21 protein-coding genes, 1 other RNA gene, 1 riboswitch and 1 other annotated feature are annotated in these 20,965 nt (G+C 45.3%); of the genes, 4 read left to right on the plus strand and 18 right to left on the minus strand.

The features are described 5' to 3' along the window. Positions 1-7: 7 nt before the first annotated feature. From BC8716_RS20415 to cymR, 15 genes are all read right to left on the minus strand, one after another. Positions 8-658: an O-methyltransferase gene (locus tag BC8716_RS20415; RefSeq protein WP_094429321.1), complete on the minus strand. Its 651-nt coding sequence runs from the start codon at positions 656-658 to the stop codon at positions 8-10. Positions 659-711: 53 nt separating this feature from the next. Continuing rightward, positions 712-1,851, minus strand: coding sequence for an endolytic transglycosylase MltG (gene mltG / locus BC8716_RS20420; protein WP_094428680.1), 1,140 nt, complete (start codon positions 1,849-1,851; stop codon positions 712-714). 130 nt (positions 1,852-1,981) lie between these two features. Beyond that, entirely contained in the window at positions 1,982-2,269 is a 288-nt protein-coding gene (locus BC8716_RS20425) for a DUF1292 domain-containing protein (RefSeq protein ID WP_062747460.1), read from the minus strand. A gap of 32 nt (positions 2,270-2,301) precedes the next feature. Beyond that, on the minus strand, positions 2,302-2,730 hold the full coding sequence (ruvX, locus tag BC8716_RS20430) for a Holliday junction resolvase RuvX (protein ID WP_094428682.1): 429 nt from the start codon (positions 2,728-2,730) through the stop codon (positions 2,302-2,304). Beyond that, entirely contained in the window at positions 2,727-2,999 is a 273-nt protein-coding gene (locus tag BC8716_RS20435; protein WP_062747463.1) for an IreB family regulatory phosphoprotein, read from the minus strand. The genes ruvX and BC8716_RS20435 overlap by 4 nt, the downstream gene beginning before the upstream one ends. Before the next feature lie 83 nt (positions 3,000-3,082). Continuing rightward, positions 3,083-5,713 carry an alanine--tRNA ligase gene (alaS, locus tag BC8716_RS20440; RefSeq protein ID WP_094428684.1) on the minus strand — a complete coding sequence of 877 codons (2,631 nt, stop codon included), beginning with the start codon at positions 5,711-5,713 and terminating at the stop codon, positions 3,083-3,085. A gap of 53 nt (positions 5,714-5,766) precedes the next feature. Next, positions 5,767-5,979, minus strand: a binding site (T-box leader). 53 nt (positions 5,980-6,032) lie between these two features. Next, complete coding sequence (locus BC8716_RS20445) at positions 6,033-7,109, minus strand: AI-2E family transporter (protein ID WP_094428686.1); 1,077 nt, start codon at positions 7,107-7,109, stop codon at positions 6,033-6,035. 92 nt (positions 7,110-7,201) lie between these two features. Next, on the minus strand, positions 7,202-7,381 hold the full coding sequence (locus BC8716_RS20450; RefSeq protein ID WP_035204549.1) for a DUF3918 family protein: 180 nt from the start codon (positions 7,379-7,381) through the stop codon (positions 7,202-7,204). 20 nt (positions 7,382-7,401) lie between these two features. Next, a complete protein-coding gene (locus BC8716_RS20455; RefSeq protein WP_011246434.1) occupies positions 7,402-7,590 on the minus strand; it encodes a YrzR-like zinc ribbon domain in 189 nt (62 codons plus the stop codon). Between the two features lie 12 nt (positions 7,591-7,602). After that, the gene (locus BC8716_RS20460) at positions 7,603-8,073 is read right to left on the minus strand and encodes a PRC-barrel domain-containing protein (protein ID WP_094428688.1); all 471 of its coding nucleotides are present in this window, start codon (positions 8,071-8,073) and stop codon (positions 7,603-7,605) included. A 50-nt stretch (positions 8,074-8,123) separates the two neighbouring features. Beyond that, positions 8,124-10,409 (minus strand): SF1B family DNA helicase RecD2, encoded by a 2,286-nt coding sequence (recD2, locus tag BC8716_RS20465; RefSeq protein ID WP_094428690.1) that lies wholly within the window; start codon positions 10,407-10,409, stop codon positions 8,124-8,126. A gap of 4 nt (positions 10,410-10,413) precedes the next feature. Next, entirely contained in the window at positions 10,414-11,073 is a 660-nt protein-coding gene (locus BC8716_RS20470; protein WP_094428692.1) for a tetratricopeptide repeat protein, read from the minus strand. Between the two features lie 39 nt (positions 11,074-11,112). Then, complete coding sequence (mnmA, locus tag BC8716_RS20475; RefSeq protein WP_094428694.1) at positions 11,113-12,207, minus strand: tRNA 2-thiouridine(34) synthase MnmA; 1,095 nt, start codon at positions 12,205-12,207, stop codon at positions 11,113-11,115. A gap of 29 nt (positions 12,208-12,236) precedes the next feature. Next, positions 12,237-13,397: a cysteine desulfurase family protein gene (locus BC8716_RS20480; RefSeq protein WP_094429322.1), complete on the minus strand. Its 1,161-nt coding sequence runs from the start codon at positions 13,395-13,397 to the stop codon at positions 12,237-12,239. Positions 13,398-13,430: 33 nt separating this feature from the next. Continuing rightward, a complete protein-coding gene (cymR, locus tag BC8716_RS20485) occupies positions 13,431-13,850 on the minus strand; it encodes a cysteine metabolism transcriptional regulator CymR (protein WP_062747479.1) in 420 nt (139 codons plus the stop codon). Positions 13,851-14,140: 290 nt separating this feature from the next. Between cymR and BC8716_RS20490 the strand changes: the two genes are divergently transcribed. Together BC8716_RS20490 and BC8716_RS20495 are read left to right on the plus strand one after the other, a co-directional pair. Then, positions 14,141-15,403, plus strand: coding sequence for a replication-associated recombination protein A (locus BC8716_RS20490; RefSeq protein ID WP_094428696.1), 1,263 nt, complete (start codon positions 14,141-14,143; stop codon positions 15,401-15,403). Positions 15,404-15,566: 163 nt separating this feature from the next. Continuing rightward, on the plus strand, positions 15,567-16,196 hold the full coding sequence (locus tag BC8716_RS20495; protein WP_094428698.1) for an RsfA family transcriptional regulator: 630 nt from the start codon (positions 15,567-15,569) through the stop codon (positions 16,194-16,196). A gap of 72 nt (positions 16,197-16,268) precedes the next feature. Here the strand turns inward: BC8716_RS20495 and BC8716_RS20500 are convergent, their stop codons facing one another. Beyond that, positions 16,269-17,036, minus strand: a complete 768-nt coding sequence (locus tag BC8716_RS20500; RefSeq protein ID WP_094428700.1) for a tRNA threonylcarbamoyladenosine dehydratase — start codon at positions 17,034-17,036, stop codon at positions 16,269-16,271. 285 nt (positions 17,037-17,321) lie between these two features. Continuing rightward, positions 17,322-17,424, plus strand: a riboswitch (SAM riboswitch). A 132-nt stretch (positions 17,425-17,556) separates the two neighbouring features. Here BC8716_RS20500 and BC8716_RS20505 point away from each other — a divergent pair. Then, positions 17,557-18,663, plus strand: coding sequence for a 5-methyltetrahydropteroyltriglutamate--homocysteine S-methyltransferase (locus BC8716_RS20505; protein WP_094428702.1), 1,107 nt, complete (start codon positions 17,557-17,559; stop codon positions 18,661-18,663). Between the two features lie 397 nt (positions 18,664-19,060). Here BC8716_RS20505 and ssrS read toward each other — a convergent pair. Continuing rightward, positions 19,061-19,240, minus strand: a non-coding RNA gene (ssrS, locus tag BC8716_RS20510) — 6S RNA. 201 nt (positions 19,241-19,441) lie between these two features. Here ssrS and BC8716_RS20515 point away from each other — a divergent pair. Next, positions 19,442-19,747 carry a hypothetical protein gene (locus tag BC8716_RS20515; protein ID WP_011246423.1) on the plus strand — a complete coding sequence of 102 codons (306 nt, stop codon included), beginning with the start codon at positions 19,442-19,444 and terminating at the stop codon, positions 19,745-19,747. On the opposite strand, the gene BC8716_RS20520 is transcribed toward BC8716_RS20515, so the two are convergent. Beyond that, positions 19,742-20,941, minus strand: coding sequence for a homoserine dehydrogenase (locus tag BC8716_RS20520; protein WP_094428704.1), 1,200 nt, complete (start codon positions 20,939-20,941; stop codon positions 19,742-19,744). The two genes, BC8716_RS20515 and BC8716_RS20520, sit on opposite strands and share 6 nt — an antisense overlap. Between the last annotated feature and the right edge of the window lie 24 nt (positions 20,942-20,965).

Raw genomic sequence — 20,965 nt, forward strand, 5'->3', positions numbered from 1 at the left:
GTTGCTGTTAAGTTCGTATCTTCATGCTGCATGCAATTCCATCGCCGATCGGCAAAATGCGCGTCGTAAAATGTGGATGGTTGGACAACCATTCATTGTAGCGTTTGATTTTAATCGCAAGCTTGTGCAAACGTTTTGGTTGCGAAGACAAGTCGTCTTTCGCGACAAGGCCCCTAAACAAAATATTGTCACTGATCACAAGCCCCGAATCTGCTAACTTCGGCGTATACAATTCAAAAAAGGTTTGGTATTGCCCTTTTGCAGCATCAATAAATAATACATCAAATGGAGTGGAATGTACAATGAGATCAACTGCATTGGTCGCATCCCCATGGATAAGGTGAATTCGGTCTTGCAAGCCAGCACGCTGTATGTAATCCTGTGCTTGATGGAAGCGAACATCATCCCGTTCGATTGTCGTAATCTGTGTTTGCGGAAGCGCTTCCGCCATTCGAATAGCCGAATAGCCAATTGCTGTTCCAATTTCTAAGATGGTTTTTGGTTGTTTGGCGACAAGCAGCAAAAGCATAGCTTCCAGTGCCACTAGTTCCATAATCGGCACGTTGTTGTCCTTTGCATACTGCTCCATTTCCAGCACAAGCGGTGAACGTTTTGGCAGCAGCGACGTTACATAATCATGTATTTCTTCGTTCATCATGTGTAAGCCATTCCTTTGCAATGAAAAAAGCAAGGGAGGCTAGACTCCCCGCCCTACTCGTTATTTTCTGCTTCTTCCCATTCATGACGGTATGCATCACGTGCTTCTAAATGCTTGTTGTAATCTTCATTGTAGATGATTTCACCGTTGTAACGGGCATAGAAATACAGGTAATCGGTGTCATTCGGGTCAGCAGCAGCAACAAGTGATTGTTCCCGGACTGTAGCAATCGGTCCTGGCGGCAACCCTTCATATCGATACGTATTATACGGTGAATCGATGTCAAGGTCATCATAGGTTGTCATATAAATATGCTCGCCTTGGGCGTATGCAACGGTTGGGTCGACTTGCAGCTTCATATTTTGCTCTAACCGGTTATGAAGCACGCCAGAAATTTCAAAGCGGTCTGGTGCCTCTTTTGCTTCCCGTTCAATAATGGATCCAATCGTCAGCAGCTCATGGAATGTGTACGCGCTGTTTTCAATCAAGTCGGCATTGTTTTGATAAACTTGTTCCATTTGGTCAAGCATCGCTTCAATGACTGCTTTGACAGGAGGCTGTTCCTCTTCAAATGGATAACTGGCGGGAAACAAGTAGCCTTCCAGTGGGTGATGAATCTCTTCGTTTAAAATTTCGTCTGTCAGCATGTCATAGTCGTCGATAAGCTCTTTGACATATTCTTCATCATCGATAACGGCCATTACTTCTTCTTGGGATGTTCCAGTAAACTCGGCAAGCCTTTCGCTTAAGCTCGCTAAGTTAAGACCTTCAGGAATAGTAATCGTCGAAGCAGCCTCCGCCACGACTCGGCCATCTTTTAAACTTGCAATAAGGTCATCCACGCCCATTGATGTGTTTAATGTATACGTTCCTGCTTGGAAATCCGATTCATTTTTATAACGGGCGTAATAACGGAAAAACGTTGCATTGCGGATTAATCCTTCTTCTTCTAGAATGTCCGCAATACCGCTTGTCGAAGTTCCGACAGGAATCGTTACTTCTATATCGGTGCCTTCCCCTTCTTCGTCCATTGGTTTTAAAGCAGTTGTTAAGTAAAAATAACTAAATATGCCGGCTGCCAATATCACGGCAAACAGAATTAAAACGCAAATAAACACGATCTTACGGACGGTTTTGGCTTGGGATGCACGTTCCTGATAAAGCTCTGAATGCTGTTTCGGTTGCTTTGTCATTTATTGCCTCCTTACCCGTCCCATTATACTACAAAAAATGCTAAAGTCATCCTTTATCGCCTTCATTTTTACAGCATTCGCCCTTTATTCTAAAGCAAACCCGTGCCACATTCAGCACGGGTTTGTGGTTTTACTCTTCCTCTTCAGAGAAAGTATTAAGCATCTCTTCGATCATGTCCCATTCTTCGTCTGTCTCGACGGGATAAAAGGAAATATCATTGTCTTCGTTTTGCTGTTCTTCATAGCGGAACGCAAACACTTCGACTTCTTCTTCCTCATCCTCTTCTTCCCCGACTGGAACGAGTACCATATAAGACTTTTCTGTTTCGTCAACTGTAAAACGGAACAATTCATCAAACAGATGTTCTGTGCCATTCTCGTCTGGAATGACAAAACGCTCTTTTTCTTCTTGGGCCATTCTCTTTCCCTCGCTTTGCTAAATGGTTTGTTCTATGTCAGTGTGTGGCTTTGGCGGTCTAAATATCCTTGTAAAATGAAAACAGCAGCCATTTTGTCTACAGCTTTTTTGCGTTTTTTTCGACTTACATCTGCATCAATTAAAACGCGCTGAGCTGCAGCCGTTGTAAGACGTTCATCCCATAAAACGGCCTGCACATTGCACCGTTGTTCAAGCGTCCGTGCGAATGCCTCACTCCGTGTGGCGCTTTCCCCAACCGTGCCGTTCATGTTTTTAGGATAACCAATCACCACTTTTTGGACGTCATTCTCTTTGATCAGCTCAGCTAGTGCTTCAAAATCACGGTTTGGGTCGTCTTCAGATCGTTGGATCGTCGGCAGTCCTTGCGCTGTCCACCCGAACGCATCACTAATGGCGACACCAATTGTCTTTGTCCCTACGTCTAAGCCGATTGTTTTCATTTGTTTTCCTTGCCATGGGCACGCAAATACGACTTCACAAGCGTTTCAATTAGCTCGTCTCGTTCTAATTTGCGGATTAGCGTACGGGCATCTTTATGCCTAGGAATGTAAGCTGGATCACCAGACAACAGATAGCCGACGATTTGGTTAATCGGGTTGTACCCTTTTTCTTCAAGCGCATCATAAACAGACAAGAGCACTTCTTGGACATCTGCGTCAAAGGAATCATCATTGAAATTGAATTGCATCGTATTATCCATTGAACTCAACTAGCTCTCACCTCTTTTAGCGTTCTTTAGACGAAATGCGCGTCGTTCTGTCGTCTGTCCTATTGTACAACAGAATCGACCATTTAGGAAATTGATTTCACGTATTCATGCACATAGGCAAGGGCTTCGTCCAACTTGGCAGGATCTTTTCCACCAGCTTGCGCCATATCAGGACGGCCGCCGCCACCCCCGCCTGTACGAGCGGCAACTTCTTTAATCAATTTGCCGGCATGGAAGCCTTCCGCAATAGCTGGCTTTGTAACGCCAGCGACAAAGGCAAGCTTGTTGCCTGTTTTTGCTCCAAGAACGATTACGGCTTTTTCGTGTGCTTGTTTAAGTGTATCCACCATAGAACGGAGCGCTTCCGTATCTTTTGCATCAACTTGGGCGGCGATAACGGCAACACCGCCAATTTCCTTGACTTGGTCATTTAAATTTCCAGCTTCAGCTTGCCCAAGCTTAGCGGTCAATGATTCGTTCTCCCTTTGTGCTTTACGCAAATCTTCTTGCAAGCTTTCAATTCGCTGCGGCACATCAGATAACCGCTTTGCTTTTACACGTTCCGCTGCATCTTTTAAAATCGCTGTTTGCTCTGCCAAAAACTGATAGGCGCCTTTTGACGTCACTGCTTCAATGCGGCGTACACCTGCGCCAATACCGGATTCGCTTGTAATTTTAAACAATCCGATCTCAGCTGTGTTGCGTACATGGCAACCGCCACACAATTCAAGGCTGTAATCGCCAACACGGACAACCCGGACTTCGCTGCCGTATTTCTCACCAAACAATGCCATGGCGCCAGCCGCTTTTGCTTCCTCTAAACGTTGAATCGAAATGTCAACTGGCAACGCCTGCCACACTTTTTCGTTAACAATTTCTTCAATTTGTTGAAGCTCATTCGGCGTCACTTGCCCAAAATGGGAAAAGTCAAAGCGCAACCGTTCACTCGACACAAGCGAACCTGCTTGATTGACATGTTCGCCTAAAACGTCTTTTAACGCTTGGTGGAGCAAATGGGTAGCTGTATGATTTTTGACAATATCGAGTCGTTCCCTTACTTCTATACGGGCACTCGCCTGTTGGCCAGCGGAGATTTCGCCATTTGTCACTTCAGCCGTGTGCAGATGTTGGCCATTTGGCGCTTTTTTCACATCTTTAACTACAGCTTGTCCCGTGTCGGTTACAATCATCCCTCTATCTGCCACTTGCCCGCCGCTCTCAGCATAAAAAGGCGTTTCGTCAAGAAAGAATTGGATGACATCCCCCTTGACGGCTTGTTCGACGTTCTCTTTGCCGCGGACGAGCGTCGTAATGACTGCGTCTGTCTCCGTATGTTCATAGCCGACAAACACACTTGGCGTTTTCACTTCCCCAAAGACATCTTCCTGAACGGACATCGATGCGCTTTCCTGGCGAGCCGCACGTGCTCTCTGCCGCTGTTGTTCCATTTCCTGCTCAAAGCCAGCACGGTCAACCGTCAATCCTTCATCATGGACATACTCTTCCGTTAAATCAATTGGAAAGCCATACGTGTCATAAAGGCGAAATGCGTCCTCACCTGCAATGGTTTCATTGTTGGTGGCCTTTGCTTTTTCGATGATGTCGCTTAAAATCGCAAGGCCTTCGTTCAATGTTTCATGGAAACGCTCTTCTTCGGTGCGAATGACCCGTGCAATAAAGTCTTGCTTATCTGCAACTTCAGGATAAAAGTCTTTCATGATCGCACCAACAACGGGCACAAGCTCATACATAAACGGGCGGTCAATGCCAATTGATTTTGCAAAGCGGACAGCGCGGCGCAACAAGCGGCGCAACACATAACCGCGACCTTCATTAGACGGCAACGCCCCGTCACCAACTGCAAAAGCAACCGTTCGAATATGGTCGGCAATCACTTTAAAAGCAGTATCTGCTTCCTTGTATGTTTTACTAGCCAGTGCTTCCGTTGCCTCAATGATTGGCATAAACAAATCTGTCTCAAAGTTAGTCGGCGTCCCTTGGATCACAGACACCATTCGCTCTAAGCCCATGCCTGTATCAATGTTTTTCTTTGGCAATGGCGTGTATGTGCCGTCTGCGTTATGGTTGAACTGGGAAAAAACCAAATTCCAAATCTCAAGGTAGCGTTCATTTTCACCACCTGGATACAATTCTGGGTCATTCGGGTCATCGCCATACTCTGGCCCCCGGTCATAGAAAATTTCTGAGTTTGGACCACTTGGGCCTTCGCCAATGTCCCAGAAGTTCCCTTCTAAACGGATAATCCGTTCTTCAGGAAGACCAATATGTTGATGCCAATAGTGGTAAGCCTCTTCATCTTCAGGATGAACGGTGACAGAAAGGCGTTCTTGTGGAAATCCGATCCATTTTTTATCGGTCAAAAATTCCCACGCCCATTCAATCGCTTGCTCTTTAAAATAATCGCCAATCGAAAAATTGCCAAGCATTTCAAAAAATGTATGGTGTCGTGCCGTTTTTCCGACGTTCTCGATATCGTTCGTCCGAATCGACTTTTGCGCGTTGACAATACGCGGGTTTTCGGGAATCACCCGTCCGTCAAAATACTTTTTTAATGTGGCAACGCCACTGTTAATCCATAGCAATGACGGATCTTCAAAAGGCACAAGCGAAGCACTCGGTTCTACAGAATGGCCTTTCTCCTTAAAAAAGTCAATGAACATTTGGCGAACACTTGCCGAACTTAACCGTTGCAATATGAATCACTCCTTATGTATTTATCAGCACATAAAAAAACTCCTCCCTAGAAAGAAGGGACGAGATGTCTGTTCACGCGGTACCACCCTCATTATGGCGCGATTTTAGCGCCACCACTTTCATACCTTTAACGCAGGAAAATACGGTGGGTTTTGCCCACAGCTCCAGAATAGCGTTCCGCATCTCTTCGCCAGCGCTTTTTTCAGCCAAGAAAGCGCTTCTCTTTAGACGGGCTGACACGTACTCGTTCTATCAACGCAATAACCGTTTTCCGGTATATCTTTTTCAGCACGATTATAGCGTTCAAGGATACAAATGTCAATCGTGCTGGATATCGCCTTTAATGGACTGACGAATATGGACGACCGTCACCTTTAAAATCGCAGCAACTGGCACCGCAATGAGCAAACCAACAATGCCACCAGCCTCCACGCCAATTAACAGCGCAATAATAATGATCATTGGATGCAAATGAACCGTCCGCCCGACAATGACCGGGGATAGCAGATTCCCTTCAATTTGCTGAATAATGACTAAAGCAATCACTGTATAAAGACCGAGTGTCGTTGATTCAAGAAGAGCTGCACCGACCGCTGGAATCGCGCCAATAATCGCTCCAAAATAAGGGATAAAATCGGTCGCCCCAACAAAAAAACCGAGCACAATTGGATAAGGTACGCCAAGAAACCACAGAGCAACAGTCGAAAGCACGCCAACACAAAAAGCGACCAGCAGCTGACCACGAACATAGGACCCAAATGTCCGATCAACATCGGTTGCATAGGCTGTCAACCCTTTTCGCCATTTTCTTGGCGTTAAGTAAAAAGCAACCCGTTTAAGGAGCTCGTAGTCTTTTAAAAGGTAAAACACTAAAAAAGGAACGACAATCCATGTCATAAAGGACTGTAACATCCGGATAATCACTTGTTCTATCTGGTCTAGCCCCGCTTTCGCGAATGTTTCGATTTTCATGCTCCATTCACCGACATGGTCGTCGAGTGGGTTTGGTAGGTTTTCCGCTGTACGTTGTAAGTTCAACAGTGACTTTTTCACTTCAGCCAATTGCCTTGGCAGTACATCCATGGCTTCTTTTACCTGTGCTGCAAGCGCGGGCAATCCCCAAAAAAGCATAGCGGCAATTGCAAGAATAAATGCTAAGAACAACATAAACGTGGCAAGTGCCCGCGGCAATCCAAGGCGAACAAGACACTCAACAATAGGGTGAAGCAAATAGGCCGATACAAAAGCCACACAAAGCGGTCCGAGCAATGTCGCCAATATGTCCCACACTGGCCGTAAAAATAACACTACTTGGCCTACGAGCAACAACAATAGCACGATCAGTAAATATTTCGTCCATTTCAACACGTCTGTTTGCAGCCGTTCCCGCTTCATGACTCCAACTCCTTTTGCCTCTCCTCCTAGCTTGCGCAAAACAGTGGCTTCGTAATCAAAAAAAGCGGCCTATTGCGGCCGCTTTTTTCTGTCTAAGCAAACATGCGTTTGAATCTCTTTCTCGCTTTTTTCCAAGTACGGGCATTCATCAGGTTAGCTTGCATCACTGGCTCTATAAATTGCCGGATTCTCCGCTTTGTTTTCCGGTCATTTAATGAATACCATGCAGCGCCAACGCCGATGGCCATTAATGGAGCGATTGACTTCCGCAAAAGGCTCACCTCCGCTTAGCTTACATGTTTAGACGACGTTCTTCCGTTTCAAACAAATCGTCAAGTGAGCTGAGCGAACCGTCCTCCTCTACTTGGTGAAGGAGCAACGTGTCTTTCACTAAACTCATCTCGATGAAACAATTCCAACAATAGTATTGGTTTGTGCCAATCTTTCCGATGTCTTTTCGGTGGCAGTTAGGGCAACGCATAGAGGGCCTCCTTTACAGAGACAGTATGGCCCGTTCCTTACTGATCACTAAATGTTGGCCTTTAACGACTTTCCGGCCTTCCTTTATATCAGACAGCCAGCCATCTGTCACTTCATACCCTATGATCGTGCCCAATTCGACGTTAAAATATACATCTTCTACCAATCCGAGCGTTTCCCCTTCCTCGGAAAGAAGCGGCTTCCCTTTAAAACGGCGTCGCCCTGTGTGAATAGGGTGGAGCATTTTTTGCTCGCGGTTGAACGGCTTTAAAGCCTGTTCACCAGCGATCATAACCGCTTCCTGACCAGCATGAGCAATTTCACCAATCGGCAAAAAAGCATGCTGTGCAAACAAATGTGTTCGTTTCACTGTTAAGCCAACGACTTCTTTGCCATCAAACAGAGCATCCACGACCCGGCCATGTTCAATGCCAGTTGTATTGCTGATAACAGGAAGCCCTATAAGCGCTTGAACTGTTCGCAAAGAAACACCGCCTTTCCGAACAGTCTTAAGTTATGCATATGTAGCTTCCTCTATCCCCGGTGAACGTTACCAGTACGTGAAAGCAATTGTTGAAGGCGCTCCTTTAATTTGGAATGGCGGTGCTCGTCTGCATGTTTAATCGCCTGTTCCATCGTTTTCCGATCGCCACATAAGAGCAAATACTGCTTGGCCCTGGTAATGCCTGTATAAAGCAAGTTCCGCCTCAGCATGCGCATGTAGCTCGACACGACTGGCATCACCACAATCGGAAATTCGCTTCCTTGTGCTTTATGGATAGAACAGCAATAGGCATGGGTTAGCTGTGAAAAGTCTTTTTTCTCATAGGTGACTTCCAGTCCGTCAAAGGAAACCACTAACTGATCTTTTTTTTCCGTCGTCTCTTTAGCATAAAAAACAGCAACAATTTCCCCTCTATCGCCGTTGTATACGCCTTCCTCTGGATTGTTGACTAGCTGGAGCACCATATCGCCTTTGCGAAAAACAACATCCCCAAATGGCAGCTCTCGACGGCCTTCTTTTGCCGGATTAAATAAGGACTGAAGCATCGTGTTTAATTCATTGATCCCTGCCTGCCCTCGGTACATGGGTGCCAGTACTTGGATCTCTTTAGCACTGTAGCCTTTCTTCATGGCGTTTTCACAAATTTGCCAAACTGCTTGTTGCACTTGGTTCGGCTGGCAAGGAAAAAAGACGCGGTCTGCCTTTTTCGTTAAAAAATCACTTGGAAGCACGCCATCCTTCATCGAATGGGCAAGCTCAATGATGGAAGAGCCTTCAGCTTGCCTGTAAATGTCCTTTAATTGGATCGTTGGAATAACGTCTGCTTCTAAAAGATCTTTTAATACTTGGCCAGGCCCTACAGAAGGCAACTGGTTTTCATCCCCAACTAACACGACTTGCATGCCTTTGGGGATCGCTTTAAATAACTGGTTTGCAACCCAGGCATCGACCATCGACATCTCATCGACAATTAACAGTTCCCCTTCAAGCTGTTCATGGTCGCCTTTTTCAAAGCCGGTCGCACTGCCTTTCCAGCCGAGCAAGCTGTGTATCGTGCTTGCAGGCAGTTCCGTTGCTTCAGCCATCCGTTTGCTGGCTCGACCAGTGGGCGCTGTCAACTTAAGGGGCAAAGATTTATTTTTGTAAGCAGACACTTCAAGAGAAAGCCCATGAAGCGCAGCATAAGCTTCAACAATTCCTTTAATGACCGTAGTCTTTCCTGTTCCTGGCCCACCTGTCAGCAACAACAGCGGAGATCGAAGAGCAGTAGCAATCGCTTCTTTTTGCGTGTTTGAATAGGTAACAGCATGTGTTTCCTCAATATGCCCGAGTGTTTTTTCGATTTCTGCTTCAGTGAATTCTTGTGTCAGTTCTTGACTTAAAATTCGGCGGATGTTGGTGGCAATTCCTTTTTCTGCATAATACAATGACTTCATGTAGACGCGATCTTCTTCACGAACGAGCATGCCCTCTTCATTCATTTCGATGAGGATGGCATCAAGCTCGGAAGCTTCAATTTGGACGTTGGGGCTCGATAATAATGCAGCCCCTTCTGTAATGAGCGCTTCTTTGTGCAAGTATAAATGGCCTTGTTGCATACAACATTCCCGGAGCAAATAAAGCAGCCCCGCCCGCAAACGCTCTGGATGGTTCCCAGTTAAGCCAATCGCCGCCCCTAATTGGTCTGCGCGGCGAAAGCCGACTCCTTCCACATCCTGAATGAGCAAATACGGGTTGGTACGGATGATATCAAGTGCTTGCAATTTGTACGTTCGGTAAACACTCATTGACAACTCTGTGCCAAACCCGTATTGGGACAGCTGGATAATGACTTGCTCTGCACCTTGTTGCTCAAGAAGTTGGTTATAAAGCATCGTCGCTGTATCTTCTTTTAGCTTCGGAATGTTGTTTAATACCGTTCGGTCTTCAATAATAGCTGAAATCGCCCTTTCACCGAGTGCGTCGACAATCGCTTCTGCTGTCTTTTTGCCAACGCCAGGAAAACGATCGCTTGACAAAAACCGAATAATTCCGCTTTTCGTCTGTGGCAAATCACGCCTAAACGTTTCCACTTTGTATTGGAGGCCAAAGCGTGGATGTTCAGCGACTTGCCCGAAAAATAAATAGGTCTCCTCTACTTCCAGTTCAGGCAAGTGGCCGACAACTGTTATTTTGTGTCCTTCAATTTGTTCATTCGTCTTTTCAATCCGCGTCATCGCCACTGTATAGTCGTTTTCTTCATTGCGAAACAACACATGAACGACTTTTCCTTTAACAAAACCTTTCTCCAGCGTTTTTTCGCCAACAATACCCATAGCTTCACCCTTTTTCAAGTGTCGCTTCAATAAGCCTTTTGCCGTTGCCAGCAAGAAGATGGTCCGGTTGGTGTGCAAGCGCTTGGTTAAAAGATGCAAGTGCCGCTTCAGCTTCATCGGACGCTGCCTGGACAACCCCTAAATTGTAATAAGCATCAGCATGACTAGGATCAAGGGCAATTGTTTTTTCAAACAAAGGGCGGGCTTCGTCCAGCAGCTCAAGCTGGGCTAAGCATAGCCCATATTGAAAAACAATTTCGCTGTCTTCACCACTTAATTCATAAGCTCTGCTTAGGTTAGCCTGTGCATGAGCAAGCTTCCCATCGCTGTAATAGCTCATGCCTAGCATGTAAAACAAGTCTGCCTCATTCATGCCACCAGTAAGCGCTTCAGTAAACGCTTTAATCGCTTGCTGGTGGTTTTCCTGCTGATAATGGACACAGCCTATCCCGTAATAGGCAACAGTCGCATCGCGGTCGAGCTCCAGTGCTCGCTCATAAAAAACGAGCGCACGCTCAAAATCTTTGAGTGCTGCCAGCAAGTTCCCCATGTTGATATACCCTGTCGGTTCTTTTGGATTTTCTTCAATGTAGGCAGCAAACTGTTTTGCCGCTTCTTCATAGTTCCCTTTTCGCATGAGCTCAATTCCTGCTTGATTATCCATCGTCATTCCCCCTCCGAAAGCTAAAAAGGAAAACGCGGTTTACGCATTTTCCCGGTGAATTTTGTCAATCACGCCGCCACCAATGCAACGATCTCCTTCATACAACACAACTGCTTGTCCTGGCGTAATCGCGCGTTGTGGCTGGTCAAACTGAATAAACGCACGGCCATCTTCCTTCGGAAATACGGTAACGCCTTGGTCTTCTTGACGATACCGAAATTTTGCTTTGCATGTAAATGGGCTCGTTCTTTCTTCCTTGGCAATCCAGTTCATGTCAGTAGCCCATAGTCCATCCGAGTATAGTCCTGGATGATGATAGCCTTGACCAACAATGAGTACATTTCGTTCCAAGTCTTTGTCAATGACAAACCACGGCTCACCAGCCCCACCAATGCCAAGCCCTTGACGCTGGCCGAGCGTATAGTACATAAGCCCATCGTGCTGCCCTTTATCAATGCCGTCCATTGTTTCCATCCGCCCTGGTTGTGCTGGGAGAAAGGTTTGCAGAAATTCTTTAAAATCCCGCTCGCCAATAAAACAAATGCCTGTGCTGTCTTTTTTCGTTGCTGTTGCAAGCTCTGCCTCAGCAGCGATTTTTCGCACTTCTGCTTTTTGCAAATGGCCAAGAGGGAACATCACTTTTGACAGTTGTTTTTGGCTAAGTGCATTTAAAAAATACGTCTGGTCTTTATTAGCGTCTGCGCCTTTTATTAACCTATATTCCCCGTCCATTTCCTGCAACTGGGCATAATGGCCAGTCGCGACATAATCAGCGCCAAGGGAAATCGCATGGTTTAAGAATGCTTTAAACTTAATTTCTTTGTTGCACATGACGTCAGGATTTGGCGTTCGGCCCGCTTTATATTCATCTAGAAAATACGTAAACACTTTATCCCAGTATTGTTTCTCAAAATTAACTGCGTAGTATGGAATGCCTAGCTGTTGCGCTACTCGCTCAACGTCTTCATAATCTTCTGTTGCCGAACAAAAGCCTGAATCATTGCTATCATCCCAGTTTTTCATAAAAATGCCAATGACATCATAGCCTTGTTCTTTCAAAAGCAAAGCCGTTACAGAAGAGTCCACACCTCCAGACATGCCGACAACGACACGTGTATCTTCTCGTTTTTTCATGTTGGTTCCCCACTTTCTATTGCTCGCCGCTATTCAATGAACGCCTTTTTCCCTTGCTCAGACAAGACGCAATCTGCAATTTGCTCAAACGCATAAGCCAACTCTTCCTTTGAATTGGTAATGCCAAAACTAAAGCGGATCGCTTCTTTAACACGATGGCTATCTTTTCCATACATCGCTTGAATGACATGGGAAGGTTGAAGCGTCCCTGCCGTGCAAGCAGAACCTCCAGACGCAGCAATGCCTTGCAAGTCTAATTTCATCAAAAGCGGTTCTGTAGACGCACCTGGAAAACAAACGTTTAAAATGTGATCAAGCCGTTCTCCGCTCTCGCCATTTTCCAGCACTGCTACGCCGCGCCGCTCCATCGTTTCAAAAAACATCGTCCTGTATAATTTGTAGCTTTGGCGACGCTGCTCACGTTCAGCGTATGCTTGGTTGAAAGCTTGAGCAAAACCAACAGCGCCAGCGACATTTTCTGTGCCTGCCCTGCGTTTCCGTTCTTGCTCGCCCCCATGCAACAGCGGTTCTAATTCGATGCCTTCTCGTACAAACAAACAGCCAATCCCTTTTGGCCCGTTTAGCTTATGGCTTGCAATGGTCATCAAATCTACGCCGAGCTCGTCTGTATTGAGTTCATATAGCCCAGCTGCTTGAACAGCATCGGAATGAAGGGCTGCTTGATGCCCTTTTAGCAGCTCGCCAATTTCTTTAATCGGTTGGACTGTGCCAACTTCATTGTTCGCAAACATGATGGAGACAAGGATCGTTTCTTCGGTTAACGCATTTTTCAATTGCGCAAGCGAAATTTGTCCATTTTCATTGACAGGCAGCTTTGTTATCGAAAACCCTTCCTTTGCCAATTCCTCAAGCGTATGCAGGACAGCATGATGTTCAATTTCTGAGGTGATGATATGCGTGCCTTTCTCACGGTTGGCACGGGCAAAGCCAATAAGCGCCAAATTGTTCGCTTCTGTACCGCCGCTCGTAAATAGCACCTCATTGTTGTTGGCGCTTAGCAATGACGCAATCGATTCACGGGCTTCCATTAACGCTTGTTTCGCTTGGCGTCCAAACTGATGGATGCTTGATGGATTACCAAAAACCGTAGAAAAATAAGGCATCATCGCTTCCAACGCTTGGGGATGCAACACTGATGTGGCTGCATGGTCTAAATAAATTTGCTTCATGAGTGGCACCTTCCGTCCCCTTGCTCCGTTGTGTTAAATATAAAACATATAATACTCTTGTTCTCCATCTTCCTTAAAATTGGCTAAATCGGCAAGAGTGGTTTTATCGAGCACATCCTTGACTGCGTCCCGTATTTTTATCCATAAATCGCGCTTGGCAGGCTCCTCGTCTTCAAGCACTTCAACCGGACTAATCGGTCCTTCTAACACACGAATAATATCGCCTGCTGTAATATCCTCGGCATCTTTGGCCAGCATATAGCCACCATAGGCACCGCGAACGCTTTTAACGAGCATCGCATTGCGGAGCGGCGCAATCAATTGCTCCAAATAATGCTCTGATAGTTTATATTCCTTAGCAATAGATTTCAAGGAAACAGGCCCTTCTCCTGATTTCTTAGCGAGTGCCATCATAATCGTCAATCCATAACGTCCCTTTGTCGAAATTTTCACGTCAATCCCTCTTTCATCAAAATAAATGCTGTAATATCTGGCCAATACTTCGTCTTTCACTCCATGTATTTGACAATTCGATCTCGTGATCCGCTTTTCCCTCTCGAATGTTGGCTATTCCTACTTGCCAAGCGATAAATTTTCCTTTATACCCTTGACATTATAGCATGTTTTCATACTGGATTGATAGAAGTTCGCAGAATCGAGAAGGCACAGGCATTTCGTTCATGGACAAGTTCTGCTAGTCTGAGCTACACTACGTAAGACGAGGAAAAAGAGGAGGGACACTCATGAAAAGACAACCGTTGGCCTATCGCATGCGCCCTACTTCTGTCGAAGAAGTGATTGGCCAGCATTCCTTGCTTGGCGAAGGCATGATGTTATCGAGAATGATTAAAGCGAACCAGCTTTCTTCCATGGTGCTTTATGGTCCGCCAGGTACAGGAAAAACGTCAATTGCCCGAGCGATTGCAGGGTCGAGCGGCATGCATTTCCGCATGTTGAACGCAACTGTCCATCATAAAAAAGATATGGAGACGGCTGTCGAGGAAGCCAAGATGTATGGCTCGCTCCTTTTAATATTAGATGAAGTGCATCGACTTGATAAAGCAAAGCAAGACTTTTTGCTCCCCCATTTAGAGAGCGGTCTATTGCTTTTAATCGGCGCCACTACGGCCAATCCTTACCATTCGATCAACCCAGCGATTCGTAGCCGCTGCCATATTTTTGAATTGGAACAGCTTGAACCTGATGATATCGAAAAAGCGCTGCGCCGTGCCCTCGCAGACGAAGAAAGAGGCTTAGGCCATGAAAAAATCGATATCGCGCCTGAAGCACTCCGCCATTTGGCATTGGCTTGCGGCGGTGATGTCCGCGCTGCCCTTAATGCGCTTGAGCTCGCTGTCCTCTCCACGCCTAAACAGTCAGATGGCACACGCTCTGTCACACTCCGTTCCGCCGAACAGAGTATCCAGAAAAAAAGCATTCAACATGACAAAGATGGCGATGCCCATTATGACGTGCTGTCTGCTTTTCAAAAGTCCATCCGCGGAAGCGACGTGAACGCGAGTCTTCACTACTTGGCACGCTTGTTAGAAGCAGGCGACCTTATTAGCATCCATCGCCGTCTGCTCGTCATCGCCTATGAAGACATTAGCCTTGCCAATCCCCAAGCTGGGCCGCGAACGCTTGCAGCCATTGAAGCATCAGAAAGGCTCGGACTGCCTGAAGCACGCATTCCTCTTGCCAACGCTGTAGTTGAACTTGCCCTTTCTCCAAAAAGCAACAGTGCCTATAAAGCACTTGATGCCGCAATTGACGCGGTGCGAAAAGGTGGCAGTGGCGAAGTTCCTCGCCATTTAAAAGATGCGCATTATAAAGGAGCGCAACAATTAGGTAGAGGCAGCGACTATAAATACCCTCATAACTATGCAGATGGTTGGGTCAAACAACAGTATTTGCCAGACAAAATTGCCCATCACCGTTATTATGAGCCAAAGCAAACAGGGAAATTCGAACAAGCGCTTAGCGAAATGTACAAAAGACGAAGCTAAAGATGCCAAATATCATCTTGTTTTTTTTGCGAACATCCATGACCTATTTACGATAACGTGATTGTCCATTCTCGCAAACAAGATCTTTTTTAGCAGGCTAGTATAAAATGGCGAAACTCTGGCAAAAGTAAAGCCATAAGCACTGCATGAAGGAGATGGACAAATGAAAACGAGACAAGATGCATGGTCCCATGAAGATGATGTGCTTCTTGCTGAGACTGTATTAACTCATATTAAAGAAGGAAGTACACAGCTAAAGGCATTTGACGAGGTTGGGGATGCTTTAAACCGCACCTCTGCAGCATGTGGGTTTAGATGGAATGCTGTTGTACGGCAAAAATACTTAAAGCAAATCGATTCCGCCAAACGGGAACGAAAAGAACGGAAACGAGCGCTTTCAGCCAGTTATTTCTCTCAAGCTCGTATTGGAAAAACAGAAAGCCCGTCTAGAGCGTTTTACCAAACAGCAACAGGAGATGGTGGCGCAGTGACGCTTGAATCTATTATTGGCCAACTCAAACAGTTAGCGCAAACCGAACCTGCGTCATCACGCTTAGAATTAGAGAACAAACAGTTGCGTGCTCAATTGGAAGAAAAGACCGCTAAATTAAACGAGCTAGAAACAAAGCTACAACGAAATAAACAAGAACATAGTATGATTGAAGAAGATTACCAGTCGTTGATTTCGATTATGAACAGGGCACGCCGCCTTGCGATCTTGGAAGAAGACGAACAGGACCATCCTGCTTTTCGGATGGATGCTAACGGAAACTTAGAGAAACTATCAAAATAAATTCAGTTTTTGTCTATGTTCTTGTTATAAAGGACGAAAGCTCCTACGTTTTTTAGCGTAGGAGCTTACTAGTTAAGAGCGTCGGTTAATTTCTATGCCTTCTAGTAAACGAGTGATGACATGTCCTGCCATGATCAAGCCTGATACAGACGGCACGAATGCATTTGAAGACGGCGGTAGTTTCGCTTTGCGGATGTTTCCTTGTTCAGCCGTTTCAGGTACAATTTCCTTACGGATGTCTTCCCTAATTTGGATCGGTTCCTCATCTGAAAAAACAACATTGACGCCTTTATGAATCCCCTCTTTTCGTAACCTCGTACGAATTACTTTTGCAATGGGGTCATAGCTTGTTTCGGAAATATCCGCAATCCTTAAGCGAGTTGGATCCATTTTATTGGCGACTCCCATGCTGGATATAATCGGAATGCCCCGCAGCTTACATTGTTTAATCAAATGGATTTTATAAGAAATGGTGTCGCTGGCATCAATGACGAAGTCAAGTTTATGTGAAAAAAACGATTCATACGTTTCCTCGGTATAAAACATCTTTCTTGTAATTACTTCACAATTTGGGTTGATGTCACTTATCCGCGCAGCCATCAAATCAACTTTCGGCTTGCCAACTGTTGATAGCAATGCATGGATCTGGCGATTTACATTCGTAATATCGACATCGTCTTTATCAACGAGCACAATTTTACCGACGCCAGAACGGGCTAGCGCTTCTGCCGAAAAGGATCCGACTCCTCCTACCCCTAGCACAGCAACTGTACTGCCTTTTAGGCGCTCCAGCCCATCATGGCCGATCGCTAACTCATTTCTTGAAAACTGGTGCAACATCGATGTCCACTCCTTTTGTGCCTTTGTACTGACTGAATGATCATACCATAAAATGAACGCAATCCGCCTGCTCGTACGTGATTTTTTTCATCGCATTAAGAGAAAAGCAAAAATCGATACTGGAAGAGATTAACGATTGCGCAAATTACTAAATGCGTTTAAATCATTTCTTTAATACAAGCCGTTTTCTAATTAAACTGCCTAAAATCTAAATTTTCCTTGCATTTTTTTAAAAGATATACTAGAGTATTAACCATTAACCCTTTAAAAAAATAAATATGTTTTTTCTTATCCAGAGAGATGGAGGGATTTGGCCCTTTGAAGTCTCAGCAACCGGCCTTTGGCAATGGTGCTAATTCCAATAGGTAATGTACCTAGGAGATAAGAAGTTCGTTGTCTATAGTACGAGGACCTTCTTTATTCTAGAAGGTCCTTTATTATTTGGCCGGTACAGCCGAGAGGAGAAGTGGCAAGTATCACTGTGGGTAACCATTCTTAAATCAAAAGGAGAGAAACGAGGATGACAAGCATTGCTGTAAAACCACCATTTAGGGCAGACCACGTTGGCAGTTTACTGCGGCCCGAACGTATCCACCAAGCGAGAAATGAATGTAAGGAAGGCACCATTACTGCGGCGCAATTGCATGAAATGGAGACGCAAGAAATCAAACGAATCGTCGATAAGCAAATTGAAATTGGCTTGGAGTTGGTGACGGACGGAGAATTTAGACGCCGTTTTTGGCATACTGATTTCCTCGAACATTTGAACGGCGTAGAAGGATATGTCCCTGATGTTGGCTATATTTTCCAAGGCAATGAAGAAACGGAAAGATACAACGTCCGAAACGTAGGAAAAATTTCATTTAACCATGATCATCCCCATGTAAAAGACTTTATTGAATTTAATGAGATTGTCGGAGGGCGTGCAGTCGCTAAGCAAACCATTCCGAGCCCAAATCAATTGTTTAATATTGGCATTCGTGATGAAACGATCTACCCTGATATTGAGGAATACGCAAAAGATATTATTCAAGCCTACCGTGATGCCGTGAACGCTTTCTACGAGGCAGGTTGTCGTTATTTGCAATTTGATGATGTCTATATTGCAGGCCTTTCGTCACCTGACATTCCATTTAATGATGGAGCATACTCAAGAGAATATTTAATCGATTTAGCACTCCGTGTCGTAAATGGCGTTTTGGAAGAAAAACCAGACGATCTCGTTGTGACGACTCACCTTTGCCGTGGGAACTACCGGTCTAACTGGGCTTTTGAAGGCAGTTACGCCCTTATTGCTCCGACTTTATTTGCTAAAGAAAAAGTGAATGGTTTCTTTTTAGAGTACGATGACGATCGTTCTGGAGACTTTAAACCGCTGGAGCATATTCCGAACGGCGGGGCCCGCGTTGTTCTTGGACTTCTTACCTCTAAAAATGGGGAATTAGAAGATAAAGAATCAATCATTGCCCGCATTAAAGAAGCAACCCAATATGTACCGCTAGAACAACTGTGTTTAAGCCCTCAATGTGGCTTTGCTTCCACTCATCATGGAAACCTTTTAACCGAGGAACAACAGTGGGCAAAATTAAAATATATCGTTGATATTGCCAAAGAAGTTTGGGGATAAGGACGTGTTTCAATCAAGCCTGATCGGAATTTCTCCCATTTTCACGCTTTCCCTGTTTTTTTTACTTAGACAGCGTTCCTTTCAGAAAGTCCACATCTTATACAAGCCCGGCCTAGTCCGGGCTTTTGAGGCCGAGGGAAGATGCCCTTTCTATCAGTCTGAGAGGGGACTCCCTTTTCGGCTATCGTCTTTATATAGCTTGAGCACATAGTCACCAACTTGGCTCAATTTTGCCGGTAGCCAACTTTGAATTTTTCTAGAGAAGCCGTGATATTCCCTATAAGCTCAAGACCGACCTTCTCTGGAATACACTAGCCAATCACCCTTGAGATTTTGATTTCTTTCGCCGTTATAAGACCAAAACAAAAAAGCACCCACCAGGGTGCTTCATCGTCACAATTATCCCGACTATGCCGTAAGAACTTGGTGCTTTGAACCTGCAAGGCAGGTGGGTGCTTCGCATTGGCCTTTTTACGTCCCCAGCTTGCGGGGCATGTAAGCGAGCCAATAACGGCAAGCTCCCTTTTTTAAGGTGTTGGCTCAAAGTAAACAATTCTTACGAACATCTCAGGATAATGTTTATATAGCCATTATACTCTTTTTCTAAACGCTTCTCAAGTATTCACGGAAAATTAAAACGTTTTTCCTACGGCTTTTTCAGTGATTGTGAGATTCGAGAATTGTTTTTAGATGTGGTATGGTAATTGTACATTGTCTTTTTGCTTGCCCTTCTTTACTGGGCAAGGTTTAAGCAGTTTAACCAAAGGAGGGATCGCCCATGTCAAAGCTGGCAACACACCGCTGTATCGAAGTTCGCCAGGAGATTGGTTTACTCAAAAAACAAATTGTCGAAACGTCGTTTGATTTAGCTCTTTATCCTGACCGGATTGAAACAGAAAACGCTTCGTTCCCTATTGGTTCTGTTTTCGACATTTCCTACCGGCTGCCGAGTGGAGAGAGCCAGCTTGGTTTTCTTTATTTGCATACAAGCCAAGGCGTTGTTACTTATAAAATTAAGCAAAATCCCGAATCCTTTATTAAAGCGTTCAAAAAACTTGTCCCTGAAACAAAATTCCGCTCATAAAGCATGTGCCTGTTCCTGTTTAAATACATGCTCCGCACCGATTACTTGATACGACTGATAAGGAATTTCTACATGTGGTGCCGTCACTAAAAGGACATCGCCCTCTTTTTCGCGGCGGCGTTGCCACACATGAATATTGCTGGAAACGTCACTGACATCAGCTCCAGTAGGTACAAACCAAAGCTGCTTTTGCAGCTGAGGCATATTCGATGCAGGCTGGGAAAGGACGGTCCTACGCAGACGGTTGCCTTTCTCGTGTAGAATAAAGTCTTCGACAGCGCTATTAGCTGTTGCCTCTTGCCCTGCACCTGGGCCAGCAAAAAACAGTTGCTGAATGTCTTTTCCTTGTAATAGAACGCCATTGGCCACACCGTTTACGCCCGCTAATAGATGCGTTTCCTTCACAAAAGCAGGCTTCACAGTACCAGTTATGCTGCCGTCTTGTTGTAAAAAAGAGGTGCCAACAAGCTTTAAGGCAAACTGGTTTTCTTTTGCCACCCGTATATGCCATGGTTCAATCCCGCTAATTCCTTGGCGTTCAAATGCCGATATGTCGACCCATTGACCAAAACAAAGACGCGCCAGCAAAGTTAACTTATAAAGGGCGTCATAGCCTTCTACATCGGACGTCGGGTCTGTTTCTGCATAGCCAAGCCGCTGCGCTTCATCTAGAGCTTGTTGATAGGTTTTGCCACTGTCCATTTCAGTGAGAATAAAGTTGGTTGTGCCGTTTAAAATGCCTGATACTCCCTCAATCACCGTTGTTGCCAATACGCTTTGCAGCACATTCACAATCGGGATCGCTCCACAAACGGCAGCGTCGTAGCCGTAATAGGCACCAGATGAAAGGGCAACCCCCTCTAGTTCTTTACCGTGTAAGGCGACAAGCTTCTTATTGGCTGTCACTACAGATACGCCTTCTGCTAGCAAGCTTTCCGTATATGTTCTGGCCGGTTCGACAACATTTGTTACTTCAAACACAACATCATATGTAGCAGCCTCCCGGAAAAGATCCCATGATGACGTAACGAGTTTGGCCCCTTCGCTTTGCCTATGCTTAGACTGATCTTTTACTAAAATGGACACAAGTTCAATCCGATCACTTACCATTTGTTGGAGGGCTCTTTGTGTACTGGTGATGCGCTCGTAAATGCCAGTCCCTACTGTCCCAAATCCAATAATGCCTATTTTCACCGTCTTCACCCTTTCTCCATTGAA

The organism is Shouchella clausii, from assembly GCF_002250115.1.
Taxonomy (GTDB): Bacteria; Bacillota; Bacilli; order Bacillales; family Bacillaceae_D; genus Shouchella; species Shouchella clausii.